Source organism: Nisaea sediminum (assembly GCF_014904705.1).
GTDB classification, from domain to species: domain Bacteria; phylum Pseudomonadota; class Alphaproteobacteria; order Thalassobaculales; family Thalassobaculaceae; genus Nisaea; species Nisaea sediminum.
The window spans coordinates 502101-520106 of record NZ_JACZCQ010000001.1 but is presented as its reverse complement, the minus strand read 5'-3'; the positions used below and the strand labels follow the sequence as shown (position 1 = coordinate 520106).

Here is an 18006-nt window from a genome sequence, read left to right as displayed (position 1 = left end):
GCCGGACCGGTCCCGGCCCGCTGATCAGTTCAGCAGACCGGCATGCCGGAGGGCGGATTCCACTTTCTGTTTGCTGCTGTCGGCGATCTCGCAGATCGGCAGACGCGCGGTCGCCTCGCAGATGCCGAGCAGGCTCGCCGCATATTTCACCGGGCCCGGGCTGCTCTCGCAGAACAGGGCCTGATGCAGCGGATAGAGCCGGTCGTTGATCGTCCGCACGGTGTCGAGGTCGCCCTCGCCCCAGGCCTTGTGCATCCGCGACAGCGGGCCCGGTGCCACGTTCGCGGTCACCGAGATGCAGCCATGGCCGCCCTGGGAGAGATACGGCACCACGGTTCCGTCCTCGCCGGAAAGCTGGCAGAAGTCCGGACCGATCGCGAGGCGGGTCTCGATCGGACGCGTGGCGCTCGCCGTCGCGTCCTTGACCCCGACGATGTTCGGGATCTCCGCCAGCCGCTTCATGGTCTCGACCGACATGTCGATCACGCTACGCGGCGGGATATTGTAGATGATGATCGGAATATCAACCGCATCGGCAATCGCCTTGAAATGGCGGTACATGCCCTCCTGGGTCGGCTTGTTGTAGTAGGGGGTGACGATCAGCGCGGCGTCGGCGCCTGCCTCCTTGGCATGCTGCGTCAGCTCGATCGCCTCTTCGGTCGAGTTCGAACCGGTTCCTGCAATCACCGGCACGCGGCCGGCGGCCTGCTCGATGCAGAGCTCAACCACACGCTTGTGCTCGTCATGACTGAGGGTGGGGGATTCGCCCGTCGTCCCGGTCGGGATCAGGCCCTCCGTTCCCTCCTCGATCTGCCAGTCGACAAATTTTCGGAACGCGGCCTCGTCGACCGCGCCGTTTTTGAACGGCGTGATCAATGCTACCAGGGATCCCTTGAACATCGGATTTCCAGCATTGTAGGCCACGACTCGTCTCCTGCCGATTGGCATTGGTTTTAGAAAGACGGCGACCATACGCCCAGCGCCGCAGAGGGACAAGAACTAGCATTTCGGGCCCGGCGGTTTTCCGCGGGCCGGACGGCTCTGCCCGAGCAGCCCGGCAATCCTCGCCGGCAATCATCCATATCGCGCGGTGACTTAGCGTTGCGCTTATTTCCTGCTATTATGTTGTGGGCACGGGCTCCCCACGGTCTCTCGATACCTTGGGCGATCCTGCGCGTCATGTTGACCGACTGGGGGACAATTCTGCGAATGCTGTTCCGACATGGATCGATCCCGCGCGCGGCACTGTCCGTCGCCGGGTTCCTGCTGGGCGGTGTCGTGGCATTCCTGCCGGTGGAAGCGGGTTCCGCAACTGTTCCGCTGCCCGAAATCCGGCCGGCGGACGCGGCTCCGCCCCTGCCGAGGCCGCGCCCCGGCGACCTGCTGGTCCCGAAAGACAGCTCGACCGCATACCGCCGCGCTTTCGCTTTCGCCACACAGGGGAAATGGAACGCGGTTGCTGATCTTGCCAGGGAACCCGCGCGGCCGGAGCTGGAAAAGGTCCTTCTCTGGCTCCGGCTGAAGGACACGGCCGGTGGAGCAGGCTTCGACGAGATCTCGTCTTTCTTGCTGAAGAACCCGTCATGGCCGGACCGGCGCAGATTGATCGATCTGGCGGAACTGCGGATGCCGGACGATCTTCCGCCTGCCGCACAGCGCGCCTGGTTCGCCGAGACCGCTCCGCGTTCCGCCGCAGGACGGCTGAAATATCTCCGTAGCCTTGAAGACGGCAACGACCGGGAGGCCCTGGCCGCCGCCGCCCGCGCCTACTGGCACGAGACGCCTTTCGGCCGGGCCGATCATCGGGCGTTCCTGCAACGCTACCGGTCCCTTCTCAGGGCCGACGATCACTGGATACGGCTCGACCGCATGCTCTGGCGCGGATACATCACCTCGGCCCGCCGCGTCCTGCCGCTGGTCGGGAAGGACCAGCAGAAGCTTGCGCTTGCCCGCATGACGCTCCGCACCCAGTCGCCGGGCGTCGACGGGGCGATCAATCGGGTCCCGGAGGCGCTGCTGTCCGATCCGGGTCTGCAATATGAACGGCTTCGCTGGCGCCACCGGAAAGGCATGAAGGATTCCGCGCTCGAACTGCTCTGGTCGGTTCCGGCGGAACAGGAATTCGCCGACCTCTGGTGGAGCGAACGGGCGCGTCAGATCCGCTACGCGCTCGACGAGAATCGCAGTGAGGACGCCTACTTGCTGTCGGCGGCCCATATCCAGCAGGACGGGCGGACCTTCGCGGAGGCCGAATGGCATGCGGGTTGGATCGCGCTGCGATTCGCCGACAAGCCGGCGGAAGCGCTCGCCGCATTCACCCGACTCTATGACGGCGTGAGCACATCGATCAGCCTCGCCCGGGCGGCCTACTGGGCCGGCCGCGCATCCGAGACCGTCAAGGATACCGTCCTGGCGCGCTCCTGGTACAAGCGCGCTTCGGAACACCCGGCCACCTTCTACGGTCAGCTCGCCCAGGCGCGGCTGAGCGCCGACAACTTCAAGCTCCCGCGCGAGCCGCAGCCGACGCGCGAGATGCGAAGCGAATTCGAGCAGACGGAACTCGTCCAGGTCGCCTCCGCTCTCAGCCGGATCGGACAGGACGAGCTCGCGCGCGATTTCGTCCTGCATCTGGCCTGGCTTGCCGACGATGGGCCGCAGGCTGTTCTGGTCGCCCGGCTGGCGCGCGAACTCGGCTACCTCGACATCGCCGTCCGCGCCGCAAGGAACGCCGCGCGCAAGGGCATCGTGCTGGCGGAGACGGGTTATCCCACACGCTACGCGACGGAGCACGGTCCACTGGAGCCTGCGCTGATGCTCGCCATCATCCGGCAGGAAAGCGGTTTCGACGAGAAGGCGCAGAGCCGCGCCGGAGCCCGCGGGCTCATGCAGCTTATGCCCGCGACCGCCCGACAGGTCTCGAAATCGGTGAACCAGCGCTATTCACAGAACCGCCTGACGGCGGATCCCTATTTCAATATCAGCCTCGGCCGTGCCTATCTCTCCGGACTGATCGACCGTTTCGCGGGCAATTACGTGCTTGCGATCGCCGCCTACAATGCCGGTCCCGGCAATGTCGACCGCTGGCTGCGCGAGCGCGGCGACCCGCGCGACGGCGGGATCGACGTGATCGACTGGATCGAGCGCATTCCCTTCGGCGAGACCCGGAACTATGTGCAACGCGTACTCGAGGGTCTCGTCGTGTACCGCGCCCGCCTCGGCGGGCGTCACAGTCCCGTGATTTCCTGGGATAAAGTCTCCCCCCGCGACGTCTGGTGCGTTACGGCTTGCGGAATCCTGCTCGACGCGCATCAAGCGTCGGCGCCACTCGGGGAGTAACGCTCAATGTCGGCCCATCCGTCTTTCGCGGGGATCGAAGCCTGCGTGTTCGATGCCTACGGAACCCTTTTCGACGTCCATTCCGCCGTCGCGCAATGTCGCGGACTGTTTCCGGAACCCGAGACGCAGGCGGACCGGACGTCCGAGATGTGGCGGATGAAGCAGCTTCAATACACCTGGTTGAGGGGGCTGCAGAACCGTCATGCCGATTTCTGGCAGGTGACCGGCGATGCGCTCGATTTTTGCCTCGAATCCGTCCTCGGCAATCTCGGTCCGTCCGGCCTGCGCGAGGCGCTGATGGACAGCTATCTCACGCTGCATGCCTATCCCGAAGTGCTCGGCGTCCTTGAAAAACTCAAAGCGCGTGGGCTGAAGACGGCAATCCTCTCAAACGGCTCACCGATGATGCTGGAAAAGGTCTGCGAGAGTTCCGGTGTCGGCGCCCTGATGGACGCCGTGCTCTCGGTCGAGGAGGTCGGGGTCTACAAGCCGCATCCGTCCGTCTACCAGCTCGCCGTCGACCGCCTGGGCGTGCATGCGGACCACATTTCGTTCCAGAGTTCCAATGCCTGGGACGCGACCGCCGCCTCGGCCTTCGGGTTCAAGGTGGCCTGGTGCAACCGCTTCGGACAGGCGCGCGAGCGGCTCCCGGGCGAACCCGATGCCGAACTCCGGACGCTGGACGAGCTGCCGCCCCTTCTCGGCGATTGATCCCATGACAATCGCGCCATTGCGCCGCTGAACCCGGGCCCATATCGTTCCGGCAGCGGCACCGCCTCCGGTGCCGCCACTCTGTCAGCCAGGAGCCTGCGTGCCATGAACGAGCTTTCGCCAACGCTTTCCGCGCCCGATTACGCCGATGTCCTGGCCGCGGCGACGCGTCTTGCCGGTAAAGCCGTCCGCACTCCGCTTCTGGAAGCGCCGCTGCTGAATGCGAAGCTGAATGCGCGCCTGCTGGTGAAGCCGGAATGCCTGCAGCGCACGGGATCTTTCAAGTATCGCGGCGCGCTGAACCGGCTCTCGCTGATCCCGGAAGCGGACCGCGCGAAGGGCGTCCTCGCCTATTCCTCCGGCAACCACGCCCAAGGCGTCGCCTACGCGGCCAGCCAGCTCGGCATCAAGGCCAGCATCATCATGCCGAAAGACGCGCCGGAGATGAAAATCGGCAATACCCGGGCCTATGGCGCGGAGGTCATTCTCTATGACCGCTACTCGGAAAACCGCGAGGAGATCGGTCAGCGCGTCGCTGCGGAGACCGGAGCGACGCTCGTGCGGCCCTATGACGACCCGGGCGTGATCGCCGGTCAGGGCACGATCGGCCTCGAGATCGCCGAGCAGGCGGCCGAGATCGGCGCGAAGCTCGATGCGGTGATCGTCTGCTGCGGCGGCGGAGGACTGGTTTCCGGTGTCGCGCTGGCGCTCCATGGCGCCGCGCCGGGCGTTGCGGTCTATTCGGCGGAACCGGAGAATTTCGACGACATGGCGCGCTCCCTCGCGAGCGGCAAGCATGAGAGCAACGATCCCGCAGCGCGTTCGATCTGCGACGCCATCGTCACCCCGACCCCGGGACAGATCACCTTCGGGATCTGCAAGTCCCTGCTCGCCGGTGGCCTCGCCGTCAGCGACGAAGAGGCGCTCGACGCCATGGCCGCCGCCTTCCGATATCTGAAGATCGTCGTGGAGCCCGGCGGCGCCGTCGCTCTTGCGGCAGCACTCAGCGGCAAACTCGACATCGAAGGCAAGACGATTGCGGTGGTCTGCTCCGGCGGCAATGCGGATACGGAAATGTTCGCGCGCGCGCTTTCCCGTCAGTCCGACTGACGGGAAAGCGTCCCGGATAGAGTCGCGCTCCGGCAATCAGGCCAGGGCGCGGTTTTCCTTTTCGGAGGCAGACGCCTCACCCGTGGCCGGTTTCGAAGTTCCGACAAGAGCTGCCGGCGCCAAGTCCGGCTTCGCGCCGATCCGCTCCAGAGCCTTCTTCTCTCCCGGCTTTTCCTCCGGGAAATGACGGCAATTGCCTTCGAAGAACGCGCCCGGCTCGATCGTCAGACGCTCCTGCACCACGTCGGCGATAACCCGCGCAGTCTTGTTGAGCGTGACATGCCGGGCCTTGACCTGCCCGGTGACGGCGCCGGCGATCACGATCGCCTCGGCCTCGATAGAGCCGCGCACGACCGCGGTCGCGCTGATCGTCAGCTTCTTGCTCGTGATATCGCCCTCGACGGTTCCGTCGACCTGCATGTCGCCTTCGCTGACGAGATTGCCGTTGACGACCAGATCGGCGCTCAGGATCGACGGCGCCGCCTGCTTCTGCGGCGATTGCTGCTGACCTCGGCTATCCTTTTTTGAAAACATAACGTCCCGCCTTCAGAAAATTTCGCGGATTCAGGGGTCTGTCCTTGAATCGGATCTCGTAATGCAGATGCGGCGCGGTGCTCCGCCCCGAATTGCCCATACGTCCAACCACTTCACCAAGCCCGACCTCCTGGCCGAGTTTGACCGCAATACTGCTCATATGAGCGTATCGCGTGGTAATGCCGTTGCCGTGATCGATCTCGACGATGCGTCCATAGAACGGCTCGCGCTTGGCGCGGATCACCTTGCCGGGTGCCGCGGCCATGATTTCCTGTTTGCGCGGCCCGGACAGGTCGAGTCCTGCATGCATGGCCCAGCGCTTGTTGATCGGGTCCTTGCGGCGTCCGAAGCCGCTGGTGAAGTAATAGTCCTTCATCGGAGCGATGAGCGGTACCGACAGATAGACGTCACGCAGCTGTTCCCAGCGCGAGAGTCGGAGTTCCAGCTGGGATTCCGTCGACTCGGTTTCCGTCCTGTCCTGCTGCAGCTCCGGATGGTAGGGGATGAAGGGACCGCCCTGCCCCATGATCATGCCTTCCGGCATCGGTGCGATCCGTTCCAGATCCAGACCCGTGCGGCGCAGCACCGCCTCGACGGCGTGGATGTTGTTCAGCGCGCGGTCCGAAATCAGCTGCAGGCGGCGCTGGTGCTCCGAGTCGATATCGGCGAGACGCGCTTCCAGCGAGGATATACGGGACCGCAGGGAGTCGTTCTCGGACGCCCCCGAACTGCGCTCGAGCATGACGGTCCTGAGGTCGGACCGGAGCTGCGAGATCGTGTCGGTCAGATGCTCGCGCTGCGCCACCGATTCCGCCAGCTCGTTGTTGAGCCGCCAGAGACGGCCGTCGAGCTTCTCGCGCTCGGCCGCGATCTCGTTCTTCTCGGCTTCCAGCGTCTCGAGATGCGTTCGCAGGTTGCTGATATGTGTCTCGAGCCCGTTGTTCTTCGCGGTCATCCGCCGCAGCTCGCGCCCGAGCAGGCTGAACTGGTCGTTCAGCGCCTTGCGTCCGGCATTGATGCGGTCCCGCTCGACCTGGGTGTAGCGCAGCCGCGACTCGGTCGAGGTCAGGTCGCTCCTGAGACCCTCGTTCTGGTCGAACAGGCGCTGCAGCTGGCCTTGGGTCTCCTTCAGGTCGCGGGTAATGGCGACGACGGAGAGCTGATAGTCGGAAACCTGATCGAGCAGCTGCCGGTAGGAGTCCTGGCTGCGCTGGATAGCGACATCCTTGCCGCGCAGCAGACCGTCCTGCATGTAGACGCCGACGGAAGCGAAGCCGAGCCAGCCCGCCATCATCACCCAGACCAGAACGACGCCGATCTGCATGCGGGTGCTGAGGGTGAAATACCGGATACGGGAATCAGAACGGAGGATTACCTCGCGTTCGCGAAAAATGTGATAGATCCAGGCTGTTATGGTGCTAGCAAGCGAAGTGCTGCGCGTTTCCATACGCAATTAGCCTTGTAGGTTTTCTCCGACGACCCCGCAGCAAGAGTACCCGCGAGGCGGTCCCAAAGCAAGCCGGGGAACAAGGCGGCAGGATGTCCGGAAGTTGCCGTGGAAAAGGCTGCAGCTTCTTTCTAAGACCACATGAAATTATACCATGGCGCTTCAGGAACGCGGTAAAATCCCGGCCATGGACGAGAAACTATGGCAAGCAGATCAGATCCGGGGCGTGGCCATGGCTTTAAGGCACTGGTTCGAGGTCGCGGACACCGAGGACCGCATGCGGGATCTCGGGATCAAGGCCGGCCTGAAGAACAAGAAAGCGTCCTCCGACAAGCGCCTGCATCCTTTCGCCCTGACCGCCTTGCCGCCCCAACTGGTCCATCTGAAATCCGATGCTCCCGTCACCACGCTGCACCTGCTGCAGACTGTCTATGATGACGGCGAGCTGCGCGCCGACCCCTGGCGCTGGTGGTTCGCCTGGATCAGCATCGAGATGATTTCCCGCCTCGGCCCCGACTCGAGCGGACGCCACGTGAAGGACTTCATCCGCAAGGACGAGAGCCTGAAACATGTGCGGCAGACCGCAGCCCGCTGGCTCGCCAGCAGTGAAGTCAGGGTCGAGCAGGTCAATCGGGACTTCCGGGCGATCCTGAAACAGGCCCTGGACGAGGCAGGCCCACCGCCCGACCAGGAAAGCCTGATTCAGCACCTCGGCCAGCCGCTTGTCGTCTTCATCGAGGCGATGGCAACCGAGGCGGGCCGGATCTCCGCCGGCATCACCGAACAGATCGCCGAGCGGGTCGAGCGGATGTAGCGGGACGGCGATGACGCAAACCGGCGAGTGCGGGTCGCAAACTGGCTTTTCGAATCGATGCGCAGGATGCTAGGCGTTAACCTGTCACTTCCGCTTCAGCCGACAAGGCAATCCTCACATGGCCGAATATTCCGTCTTCAGCCTCGTCCGGAACGCGCTGACGGGGCACAAGAACTGGCAGCGCGCTTGGCGCGACCCCGAGCCGAAACCGAGTTATGACGTGGTCATCGTCGGCGGCGGCGGGCATGGCCTCGCGACCGCCTTCTATCTCGCCAAGGTGCATGGCATCCGCAATGTCGCAGTGCTCGAGAAAGGCTGGCTCGGCGGCGGCAATACGGGGCGGAACACGACGATCGTGCGTTCGAACTACATGCTCGACGATAATTCGCACTTCTACGAGAAGTCGCTGCAGCTCTGGGAACAGCTGAGCCACGAGCTGAATTTCAACGTCATGTTCAGCCAGCGCGGCGTGCTCAATCTCGCCCATTCGGACGGGCAGATGGACCGCTTCGCGCGGCGCGGAAACTCCATGCGCCTCAACGGGGTCGATGCCGAGCTTCTCGACCGCAACCAGGTCAAGAAGATGGTGCCGCATCTCGACTTCTCGGAAGAGGCGCGCTTCCCGATCTATGGCGGTCTTCTGCAGCCCCGAGGCGGAACGGCGCGGCACGACGCCGTCGCCTGGGGGTTGGCGCGCGGCGCGGACCGGCTCGGCGTCGACATCATCCAGAATTGCGAGGTGACCGGATTCAAGCGTAGCGGGAACCGGATCGAGGCGGTTGAGACCAGCCGCGGCACCATCGGCTGCGGCAAGATCGGCTTCGCGGTCGCCGGCAACACCGGCTATCTCGCCTCAAGGCTGGGCCTCAAGCTGCCGATCGAAAGCCATGTGCTGCAGGCCTTCGTCTCGGAACCGCTGAAGCCCTTCTTCGACCATGTCGTGACTTTCGGCGCCGAACATTTCTACCTCAGCCAGTCCGACAAGGGCGGCCTCGTCTTCGGCGGCGATCTCGACATGTACAATTCCTATGCCCAGCGCGGAAACCTGCCGACCATCGACCACGTGATGCGTGCCGGCCTCGCCATGGTGCCGTCGATCTCGCGGCTGCGTCTGCTGCGTCACTGGGGCGGGGTCATGGATATGTCGATGGACGGCAGCCCGATCATCGGCAAGTCGCCGATCGACAATCTCTACCTCAATTGCGGCTGGTGCTACGGGGGCTTCAAGGCGACACCGGGATCCGGCTGGGTCTTCGCCCACACCATCGCCGAGGACGCGCCGCATCCGCTGAATGCCGGACTCCGGCTCGACCGTTTCGAACGCGGTCACCTGATCGACGAAGAAGCCACCGGCGCCGTGCCGGGCAAGCACTAGGAGGCGCCGCCATGCTCTATATCGACTGCCCCTATTGCGGCTCCCGCGGACACGAGGAATTCACCTATATCGGCGACGCGACGAAGAAGCGGCCCGACAGCGCGGAGAAATCCGATTCCGCCTGGTTCGATTATGTCTATCTGCGCGACAATCCACGCGGCCCGCATCTCGAGCTCTGGCACCATTCGCTCGGTTGCCGGGAAGTGGTGAAAGTGCTGCGCAACACGCTGACGCACGAGATCCTCGGCGCCGGACGTCCCGGCGACGAGATCGCCATGCCCGATGCGGAGACCGAGCGATGATCCGCGGCAAGGAACAGCAGCCCTTCCGAATTTCCAGCGGCGGCGAGATCGAGCGCACACAGCCGCTCGGCTTCCGCTTCGACGGAAAGAACTACATCGGCTACCAGGGTGACACCCTCGCCTCCGCCCTGCTCGCCAACGGCGTCCGGCTTGTCGGCCGCAGCTTCAAGTATCACCGACCGCGCGGGATCTATTCCGCCGGGCCTGAGGAGCCAAACGCGCTGGTGCATCTGCGGTCGGGCGGCCGGCAGGAACCGAACACGCGGGCGACCCAGATCGAGCTTTTCGCCGGATTGGAAGCAAAGAGCCAGAACCGCTGGCCGAACCTGAAGTTCGACCTGATGGGCGTGAACGATCTCGCGTCCCGCTTCCTCGTCGCGGGCTTCTACTACAAGACCTTCATGGGAATGCCGGGCTGGCACTTCTACGAGCATTTCATCCGCAAGGCGGCCGGCATGGGCGCGGCGGAGCACATCCCCGACCCGGACAGCTACGACAAGATGCACGGCCATGCCGACATCCTTGTGATCGGCGCCGGCCCGGCCGGACTCGCCGCCGCGCGGCAAGCGGGCGAGAGCGGCGCGCGGGTCTTCCTGATCGACGAGAACGACCGCTCTGGCGGCCGTCTCCGCGCCGAGAGGGAAACCATCGACGGGCGTCCTGCCATGGCGTGGGTGGCGGAAACCGTTGCGGCGCTCGAGGACATGGAGAACGTCACCCTCCTCACCCGCACCACCGCCTTTGGCTATTATGACGGCGACACCATCGGCGCCGTTGAGCGGGTCTCCGATCACTTCTTGGAGCCGCAGCCGTTCAAGGTGCGTCAGCGCCGCTGGCTCATTCACGCGAAGAAGGTGCTTCTCGCCACCGGTGCGACCGAGCGTCCGCTGGTATTCGACGGCAACGACCGGCCGGGTGTGATGCTCGCCGGCGCGGCCAGGACCTACGCGAACCGTTTTGCCGTTCAGGCGGGCAAACGGGCGGTGATCTTCGCCAACAATGACGACGGCTACCGGACCGCGCTGGACCTCGCTGGTGCCGGGATCGAGGTTCGCGGCGTGATCGATCCGCGTAAGGGCGGACAGGGCGCGCTGAAAGACGAGGTCGCGGCCCAAGGGATCGACATTTGCGAAGGCGTGGCGGTCGCCCGCACACATGGCTATCTCGGCCTCGCAGGGGTCGATATTGCGGATCTCGAAACGCTCCGGTCCGGCCGGATGCCCGAGACCCGGTTCATTCCCTGCGACCTGCTCGCCACCGGCGGCGGATGGAGCCCGAACGTCCATCTGCATAGCCACCAGAGCGGCCGCCCGGTCTATGACCCCGCGATCGCCGCCTTCGTGCCCGGCACCTCACGCATGAACGATCGCTCGATCGGTGCGGCACGCGGCAGGTTCGCACTCGCCGAGTGTCTCGCAGACGGTATCTCCGCCGGCAGAGATGTGGCTCAGGAACTTGGTTTTGCCGTCGGCGCGGCGCCCGCAACTCCGGCTACGAACGAGCCCGCGACCGGCGCCTTCATGACTCTCTGGCAGGTCCCGGCCCTGCCCGGCCGTAAGGCCCGGAGCTTCGTCGACCTGCAGGACGATGTCGCCGCCTCGGACGTGAAACTGGCGGAGAGCGAGGGCTATGTCTCCGTCGAGCACCTGAAGCGCTACACCACGCTCGGCATGGGGACGGACCAGGGCAAGACCTCCAACGTCAACGGTCACGGCATCCTGGCCGAAGCGCGCGGGATGGATGTCGCCGCTGTCGGCACCACGACCTTTCGCCCGCCCTACACCCCGGTCGCCATCGGAGCCTTCGCCGGGCGTGAACGCGGCCGCCACGCCCATCCTGTGCGGCGCACGCCGATGCATGACTGGCACCTCGCCAACGGCGCGAAGATGGTCGAGGCGGGACTCTGGATGCGGCCGCAATATTATCTCCAACCCGGCGAGACGCCGTCCCGCGCCGCGATGGACAAGGCGATCATCCGCGAAACCCTCGCAGTGCGGAACGCCGCCGGCATTTCCGACGTCTCAACCCTCGGCAAGATCGATATCCAGGGCACGGACGCGGCGGAATTCCTGAACCGGGTCTACATCAACGGCTGGAAGACGCTTGCCGTTGGCAAGGCGCGCTACGGCGTGATGCTGCGCGAGGACGGTATCGCACTCGACGACGGCACCACCTCGCGCATCGGCGAGAACCATTACTACATGACCACCACCACCGCGGAGGCGGGACCGGTGATGCAGCATCTGGAAGTGCTGCTCCAGGTGCACTGGCCGGATCTTGACGTGAAGGTCGCCTCTGTCACCGACGAGTGGGCAGCGATGGCGATCGCTGGGCCGAACAGCCGCGCGATCCTCTTGGAACTCTTCCCCGACATGGACTTCTCCAACGACGGCTTCCCGTTCATGGGGGTCCGCGAGGCGAGCCTCGGCGGCATTCCGGCACGCATCTTCCGCATCAGCTTCTCCGGCGAGCTGGCCTACGAGATCGCGGTTCCAGCCGACTACGGTACGGCCGCCTGGGAACGCTGCATCGAGGCCGGTGCGGACCACGGCCTGCTGCCCTACGGGATGGAGGCGCTGGGTATCCTGCGCATCGAAAAAGGGCACGTGACGGTCAGCGAGGTGGACGGTCGCCACACCGCCGCCGACCTCGGCTTCGGCGGCATGATGAGCACGAAGAAGCGCTTCGTCGGCGATGCGATGGCGGCGCGGGAACTGATGGCAGACCCGTCGCGCCCGACACTCGTCGGCCTGACACCTCTCGACGGCAAGACCAAGATCCGCGCCGGATCCGTACTGGTGGCCGATCCGAAGACGCCGCCACCGGTGCCCAAGCTCGGCCATGTCAGTTCGACGGCCTACCTCAGCCCCAATCTCGGCCGGCCGATCTCGCTCGGCATGCTGAAGAACGGACGGGAGCGCATCGGGGAGACCGTCTGGGCGGTCTTTCCGCTCCGCAACGAAGCCGTCGAGTGCCGGGTGACCTCGCCCGTGGTCTATGACGAGGAAGGAACGCGCCTCCATGGCTGATCCTGCATCCCCTCTTCGCCGCTCCGCCCTTGCCGGCCTGCTCATACCCGGCGATTTCGGCGCCGCCCCGTTCAACGGTCCCGGCATCCTCATCGCGGAACGCGGACCTCTTTCCGTTGTTCAGATCGAGGCAGGCTCCGACGATCCGATCGCTGCGGCTGGCGAGGCACTCGGCGTCGCGCCGTCGAGCGTGCCCAATGAAGCGACCGGATCAGGCCGCCCGCGCATCCTCGGAACCGGCACCGGGCGCTGGATCGTCAGCGAACCGGAAAGTCGGGACCTCGCGGCCCATCTCCGTGCCGCCCTGCCCGAAAGCGCGGCGGTGACCGGGCTCTCACACGCCCGAGTCTGTCTCCGTCTCTCCGGCCGCGATGCGCGGACATTGCTCGCCAAGGGCTGCGGAATCGACCTTCACCCCGATGCTTTCCAGCCGGGTACGAGCCGGATGACCAGTCTGTTCCACGCGTCCGTTTTGATCGATTGCCGCAGCGCGGAGCCGGTCTACGACATCTATGTTCACCGTTCCTATGCGGCGCATCTGTTCGAGATGTTGCGCGACGGCGCCCTTGAATTCGGCTGCAGGATCGCCTGAGACCGGATCATCGCTTGTTCATGCGCGAAGGGGACGATATTCTGATCTGATGTTGGCTCCGATGCTGAAAGATCGGCTGAGGATTAAAAGGGAACACGGTGCGGCGTACCCATCAGGGACCAAATCCGTGGCTGCCCCCGCAACTGTGAGCGGCGAGCGACGTCCGGAGTGAGCCACTGGTCCCACCGGGGACTGGGAAGGCAGGACGAAGCAGTGACCCGCGAGCCAGGAGACCTGCCGACGTGGCGTCCGGATGACCGGGCGTCTGAAACAGCAACATCCGGGAATGGCAGGAGTGCCCGCCCCGGACAGGCTCTTGTCGGAGGGACACATGACGACAACCACTCAGCAGACCGCCGCGATTTCCATCGGCAGCTCGAAGAAACTGATCGCCACCTTCGCCCTTCTCGGCGGACTCGGGATCGTCTTCCTGACCGGATTCGCGTCGTCGGATACGGTCCACAACGCGGCCCACGACACCCGTCACAGCATGGCATTTCCCTGCCACTAGGACCTCACCATGCTGACGAGATTTGTGAAGGCCGCACTCGCGGCCGGATTTCTTGCGGGCGCGCTTGTAGCCGGCCTGCAGGAAGTCACCACCACCCCCTTGATCCTCGAAGCGGAAAAATACGAGTCGGGTGAGATCGCAAGCGCGGGACGTTTCCTGGTCGCGCATGCGTCGGAAATCCAGAGCGATTCGTTCGTCCATCTCGCCCATGCCGGCGAGGATCACGGCAACGAAAACGCCTGGGCGCCCGAGGACGGGATCGAGCGCAGCCTCTCGACGGCGCTGGCGACGGTCGGAACCACATTCGGTTTCGCCCTGATCCTGCTCGCCGTGATGGTCCTGACCAACGCGAAGATCACCACCCGGACAGGCCTCGCCTGGGGGGCTGCGGCGTTCGCCGCGACCGGCCTTGCGCCGGCCCTGGGTCTCAGCCCCGAACTTCCGGGCTCCGCGGCGGCGGTTCTGGAGGACCGGCAGATCTGGTGGATCGGAACCGCGATCGCCACCGCGGCGGGCCTGTTCCTCGCGCTCCGCGTCTCCAGCCTGCTCGCGATCGTCGCCGGTCTTGCGCTGATCGCGCTCCCGCACGTGATCGGGGCTCCCCACGCGGACGGCTACACGAGCAACGTCCCCTCGGAACTGTCGGGGCATTTCGCCTCGGCGTCCCTGGTGGTGCACGCCGTCACCTGGGCTCTGACCGGCTGCGTTGCCGGCTTCGTCTGGGAGCGGGCCGGGGCATCTTCCGCCACCGCAGACGCGTGAGCGAGCATATCGCGACGGAGGGCGGCGAGAACCGCCCTCCCCATCCCGTCACAATCGATGTCTGCACCTCCTGCCGCGCCGCCGATGGATCGAAGCGCAATGGGCAGCTGCTGCTTGAAAGGCTCCAGGACGCCTGCGCCCGCGAACCCGGGATCGCCCTGCGTCCCGTGGAATGCATGGCGGTGTGCGACCGGCCGGTCACCTTGGCGCTGCGCGGACCCGGGCTCTGGAGCTATGTGATCGGCGATGCCGATCCGGAAACCCAGGTCGAGGAAATTATCGCGGCGGCAAGAGCCGTTGCCGCCTCTCCGCATGGCGTTCCACCGCTGAAGGAGCGGCCCCCGGTCTTCCGGCGCGGCGTGATCTGCAGGCTGCTTCCCCCGCCCGATCCCGCCTGACACGGAAATTTCGACGTTCCCAATTTGCCTCTGGCCCAATTTGCCTCTGGATCAGCCGGCCCGGCTACCGCTAGCCTCAGTGGACATTTGTTGGGGACCCGCCATGCTCGACCAGATCATCGTCATTCTCGGTATCACCACGCTCATCATGATCAGCCCGGGACCGGACATGGTGATCGTGATGCGCAACACGATCATCGGCGGCCGCGCGGCCGGCCTCAAATCCTCTCTCGGCGTGCTCACCGGCAATCTGGTGCACATCACCTATTGTGCGATCGGCATCGGCCTGCTGATCTCGCAGAGCATCCTCGCCTTCAACATCCTGAAATATGCGGGCGCCGCCTACCTGATCTACCTCGGCGTTATGAGTTTCTTCGCGAGCGATACCAAGCTCTCGGTCAGGGATCTGGAGCCGCGCGCGGCGAACCAGCGCTGGTTCCTGCAGGGGTTCCTGAACAACATCCTGAACCCGAAAGGCACGCTGTTCTATCTCGGCGTCTTCACCATGGTGATCACGCCGGAGACCGCGACCGGAACCACGCTGCTGCTCGTCGCGATCATGATGGCGGTCAGCGCGCTGTTCTGGATCTTCTTCGTCTTCACACTCGATACCGGCATGGTTCGCCGGGTGCTGGAAAGGGGACAGAAGCTGGTGAACCGGATCTTCGGCGGGCTGCTGATCTTCCTCGGCATCCGCGTCGCCTTCCTGGAGCGCTGAGCCGATGACCAACTCTCTCGGCGGACACGGCTCCCTCTCCGACTACGCGGTCACGGACGAACTCCGCGCGCACTTCCATATTCCGGAGGAATGGAGCTTCGCGATGCCGAAGCTGGTGGAATGGCGGGATTGCGACGGCTTCGCCCATGTGAACCACGCCGCCTATCTCGCCTGGTACGAGAGCCTCAGGAACATCTACTTCGAAGTCCTCGGCCATCCCCGGCATGCGATGAACGTACCCGGACCGGTCATGAAACATCTCGAGATCGAGTATATCCGGGGCCTCTCCTACCACACGCCGATCTGCGTCACGGGGCGCGCGGTCTCCATGCGCAATACCAGCATGGTCATGGAATATGCGACCTGGGACGAGCAAGGGTGCTGCAACTGGTCGACCCAGCTTTTCGTCATGATCGTCAACTCGACGGGGAAGAAGGCACCGATCTCCCCGGAGCTTCGGACGGCGATCGTCGATCTCGATCACCCGGAACAGGGTTGATCGCGCATGAGACTGCTCTCGGATCGTTTTCTCGGGATCCCCAAAAGTCTCTCAAAAGCAATAATTTTACAAACCATCGCCAACAAGTGTTGTGGATTGCCCGAGGCCCGGATTAGGCTTCGTTAACCCGATCCGTTCCGGATCGTGGAAAAGCACTCAAGCTTTGAAAATAAATTGTGAGGCTTCACATGAACGCATTGGCAAAGAGCTTCGCGGTCGCGGCGCTTGCCGTATCCGTCGCGCTCCCCTTATCAAGCGGGCAGTCCTACGCGGCGACCCCGGCGGACACGCTGGTGATCGCCACAAGGATCGACGACATCGTCTCGCTCGATCCGGCGGAAATTTTTGAATTTTCCGGCGGCGACCTCGCCCAGAACGTTTACGACACTCTCGTCGCCTTCGAGCCCTCCAATCTCTCCGGCGGCTACGTCCCAGGTCTGGCGGAAAGCTGGACCATCAGCGAGGACGGGAAGACCTACTCCTTCAAGATGCGCCCGGGCGTCAAATTCCATTCCGGCAATCCGGTGACCGCCCATGACGCAGCCTTCTCGCTGCAGCGTGCAGTGATCCTGAACAAAACCCCGTCCTTCATCCTGACCCAGTTCGGCTTCACCGCCGAGAACGCGAAGGAGAAGATCAAGGCCGTCGACGACATGACGCTGACGATCGAGACGGACAAGAAATACGCCACCTCCTTCGTCCTCAACTGCCTGACCGCCACCATCGGCAACATCGTCGACATGAAGCTCGCGATGGAGCACGAGAAGGATGGCGACATGGGCTACGAGTGGCTGAAGACCAATTCGGCAGGCTCCGGCGCCTATTCCCTGCGTGGCTGGAAGCCGAACGAGAACTACGTGCTCGAGGCGAACGAGAACTACTGGCGCGGCGCGCCGGCGATGAAGCGTGTCTTCGTACGCCATATCAGCGAGTCCGCCACCCAGCGCCTGCTGCTGGAAAAAGGCGACGTGGACGTGGCCCGCAACCTCTCCCCGGACGATGTCGCCGGCATCTCCGGCAACGGCGATCTGCGCATTGACGAGGATCTGCGCGGCCGGATCATGTACTTCTCGCTGAATCAGGAAGTGCCGGTGCTCGCCAAGCCGAAGGTCCAGGAAGCGATGAGGTACCTGGTCGATTACGAAGGCATGGCCAATACCTTCCTGCGCGGCCAGTACACCGTGCATCAGGCCTTCCTTCCGCTGACCTATCTCGGCGAACTGAAGGACAAGCCGTACAAGCTCGACGTCGCGAAGGCGAAGGCCCTGCTGGCGGAAGCTGGCGAAGCCGACGGTTTCGACGTGAAGATTTACGTACGGAATGCCCAGGAACGTCTGGAAATCGGCCAGTCTCTGCAGAACACCTTCGCGCAGGCCGGCATCAAGGCGACGCTTGAAGTCGCGACCGGCAAGCAGACGCTCGGCGTCTATCGCGCCCGAAAGCACGAGATCTATCTCGGCGCCTGGGGCCCGGACTATCCGGATCCGCACACCAATGCCGACACCTTCGCGCACAACCCGGACAACGCGTTCGAGGCGAAGAACACCGGCAAGCTCGCCTGGCGGAACGCCTGGGATATTCCGGAAATGTCCAAGGAGACCGAAGCGGCGGTGCAGGAAAGCGATCGCGACACCCGCGCCGAGATGTATCGCAAGATCCAGAAGGATCATCAGATGGCGAGCCCGTTCGTCGTGATGCTGCAGAAAATCGAGCAGACCGGCTTGCGCAAGAACGTCACTGGCCTCTATACCGGCGGCGCCGTGAGTTCCGTCTATTACTGGACGGTCAAGAAATAACAGCCGGAGCGCTGCTGCCGTATGGCACTCAATACATCCAATAGCGTCGGGAGGGGGGCGTCGCCCCTCTCC

The 18006-nt window shown here is 64.3% G+C and carries 17 protein-coding genes and 1 riboswitch; of the genes, 14 read left to right on the top strand and 3 right to left on the bottom strand.

What is annotated here, in order from left to right; all coding sequences use genetic code 11:
- Positions 1-24: 24 nt before the first annotated feature.
- Complete coding sequence (gene dapA, locus IG122_RS02435) at positions 25-900, bottom strand: 4-hydroxy-tetrahydrodipicolinate synthase (RefSeq protein ID WP_193180078.1); 876 nt, start codon at positions 898-900, stop codon at positions 25-27.
- 309 nt (positions 901-1209) lie between these two features.
- Here dapA and IG122_RS02430 point away from each other — a divergent pair, with 309 nt between their 5' ends.
- The 3 genes from IG122_RS02430 (at position 1210) to IG122_RS02420 (ending at position 5157) form a co-directional block, all read left to right on the top strand.
- On the top strand, positions 1210-3336 hold the full coding sequence (locus IG122_RS02430; protein ID WP_193180077.1) for a lytic transglycosylase domain-containing protein: 2127 nt from the start codon (positions 1210-1212) through the stop codon (positions 3334-3336).
- Between the two features lie 6 nt (positions 3337-3342).
- Positions 3343-4047 carry a haloacid dehalogenase type II gene (locus IG122_RS02425; RefSeq protein WP_193180076.1) on the top strand — a complete coding sequence of 235 codons (705 nt, stop codon included), beginning with the start codon at positions 3343-3345 and terminating at the stop codon, positions 4045-4047.
- 105 nt (positions 4048-4152) lie between these two features.
- Complete coding sequence (locus IG122_RS02420; protein ID WP_193180073.1) at positions 4153-5157, top strand: threonine ammonia-lyase; 1005 nt, start codon at positions 4153-4155, stop codon at positions 5155-5157.
- Positions 5158-5193: 36 nt separating this feature from the next.
- On the opposite strand, the gene IG122_RS02415 is transcribed toward IG122_RS02420, so the two are convergent.
- On the bottom strand, positions 5194-5691 hold the full coding sequence (locus IG122_RS02415) for a bactofilin family protein (protein ID WP_193180071.1): 498 nt from the start codon (positions 5689-5691) through the stop codon (positions 5194-5196).
- The gene (locus IG122_RS02410) at positions 5672-7138 is read right to left on the bottom strand and encodes a M23 family metallopeptidase (protein WP_193180069.1); all 1467 of its coding nucleotides are present in this window, start codon (positions 7136-7138) and stop codon (positions 5672-5674) included. Before IG122_RS02410 ends, IG122_RS02415 begins: the two co-directional genes overlap by 20 nt.
- A gap of 232 nt (positions 7139-7370) precedes the next feature.
- On the opposite strand from IG122_RS02410, the gene IG122_RS02405 reads away from it, so the two are divergent.
- From IG122_RS02405 to IG122_RS02355, 11 genes are all read left to right on the top strand, one after another.
- Positions 7371-7952 (top strand): hypothetical protein, encoded by a 582-nt coding sequence (locus IG122_RS02405; protein ID WP_193180068.1) that lies wholly within the window; start codon positions 7371-7373, stop codon positions 7950-7952.
- A 118-nt stretch (positions 7953-8070) separates the two neighbouring features.
- Positions 8071-9327 (top strand): sarcosine oxidase subunit beta family protein, encoded by a 1257-nt coding sequence (locus IG122_RS02400; RefSeq protein ID WP_193180067.1) that lies wholly within the window; start codon positions 8071-8073, stop codon positions 9325-9327.
- A gap of 11 nt (positions 9328-9338) precedes the next feature.
- Positions 9339-9629 (top strand): sarcosine oxidase subunit delta, encoded by a 291-nt coding sequence (locus IG122_RS02395; RefSeq protein WP_193180066.1) that lies wholly within the window; start codon positions 9339-9341, stop codon positions 9627-9629.
- The gene (locus tag IG122_RS02390; protein ID WP_193180065.1) at positions 9626-12658 is read left to right on the top strand and encodes a sarcosine oxidase subunit alpha family protein; all 3033 of its coding nucleotides are present in this window, start codon (positions 9626-9628) and stop codon (positions 12656-12658) included. Before IG122_RS02395 ends, IG122_RS02390 begins: the two co-directional genes overlap by 4 nt.
- Complete coding sequence (locus IG122_RS02385) at positions 12651-13250, top strand: sarcosine oxidase subunit gamma (RefSeq protein WP_193180064.1); 600 nt, start codon at positions 12651-12653, stop codon at positions 13248-13250. Before IG122_RS02390 ends, IG122_RS02385 begins: the two co-directional genes overlap by 8 nt.
- A gap of 36 nt (positions 13251-13286) precedes the next feature.
- Positions 13287-13506: riboswitch (cobalamin riboswitch) on the top strand.
- 75 nt (positions 13507-13581) lie between these two features.
- Entirely contained in the window at positions 13582-13761 is a 180-nt protein-coding gene (locus tag IG122_RS02380; protein ID WP_193180063.1) for a CbtB domain-containing protein, read from the top strand.
- Between the two features lie 9 nt (positions 13762-13770).
- A complete protein-coding gene (locus tag IG122_RS02375; protein ID WP_193180061.1) occupies positions 13771-14523 on the top strand; it encodes a CbtA family protein in 753 nt (250 codons plus the stop codon).
- Positions 14520-14921: a DUF1636 family protein gene (locus tag IG122_RS02370; protein WP_193180059.1), complete on the top strand. Its 402-nt coding sequence runs from the start codon at positions 14520-14522 to the stop codon at positions 14919-14921. The genes IG122_RS02375 and IG122_RS02370 overlap by 4 nt, the downstream gene beginning before the upstream one ends.
- Positions 14922-15024: 103 nt before the next feature.
- Complete coding sequence (locus tag IG122_RS02365; protein WP_193180057.1) at positions 15025-15639, top strand: LysE family translocator; 615 nt, start codon at positions 15025-15027, stop codon at positions 15637-15639.
- Between the two features lie 4 nt (positions 15640-15643).
- Entirely contained in the window at positions 15644-16138 is a 495-nt protein-coding gene (locus IG122_RS02360; protein WP_193180055.1) for an acyl-CoA thioesterase, read from the top strand.
- Between the two features lie 188 nt (positions 16139-16326).
- The gene (locus IG122_RS02355; protein WP_193180053.1) at positions 16327-17934 is read left to right on the top strand and encodes an ABC transporter substrate-binding protein; all 1608 of its coding nucleotides are present in this window, start codon (positions 16327-16329) and stop codon (positions 17932-17934) included.
- Positions 17935-18006 lie beyond the last annotated feature (72 nt).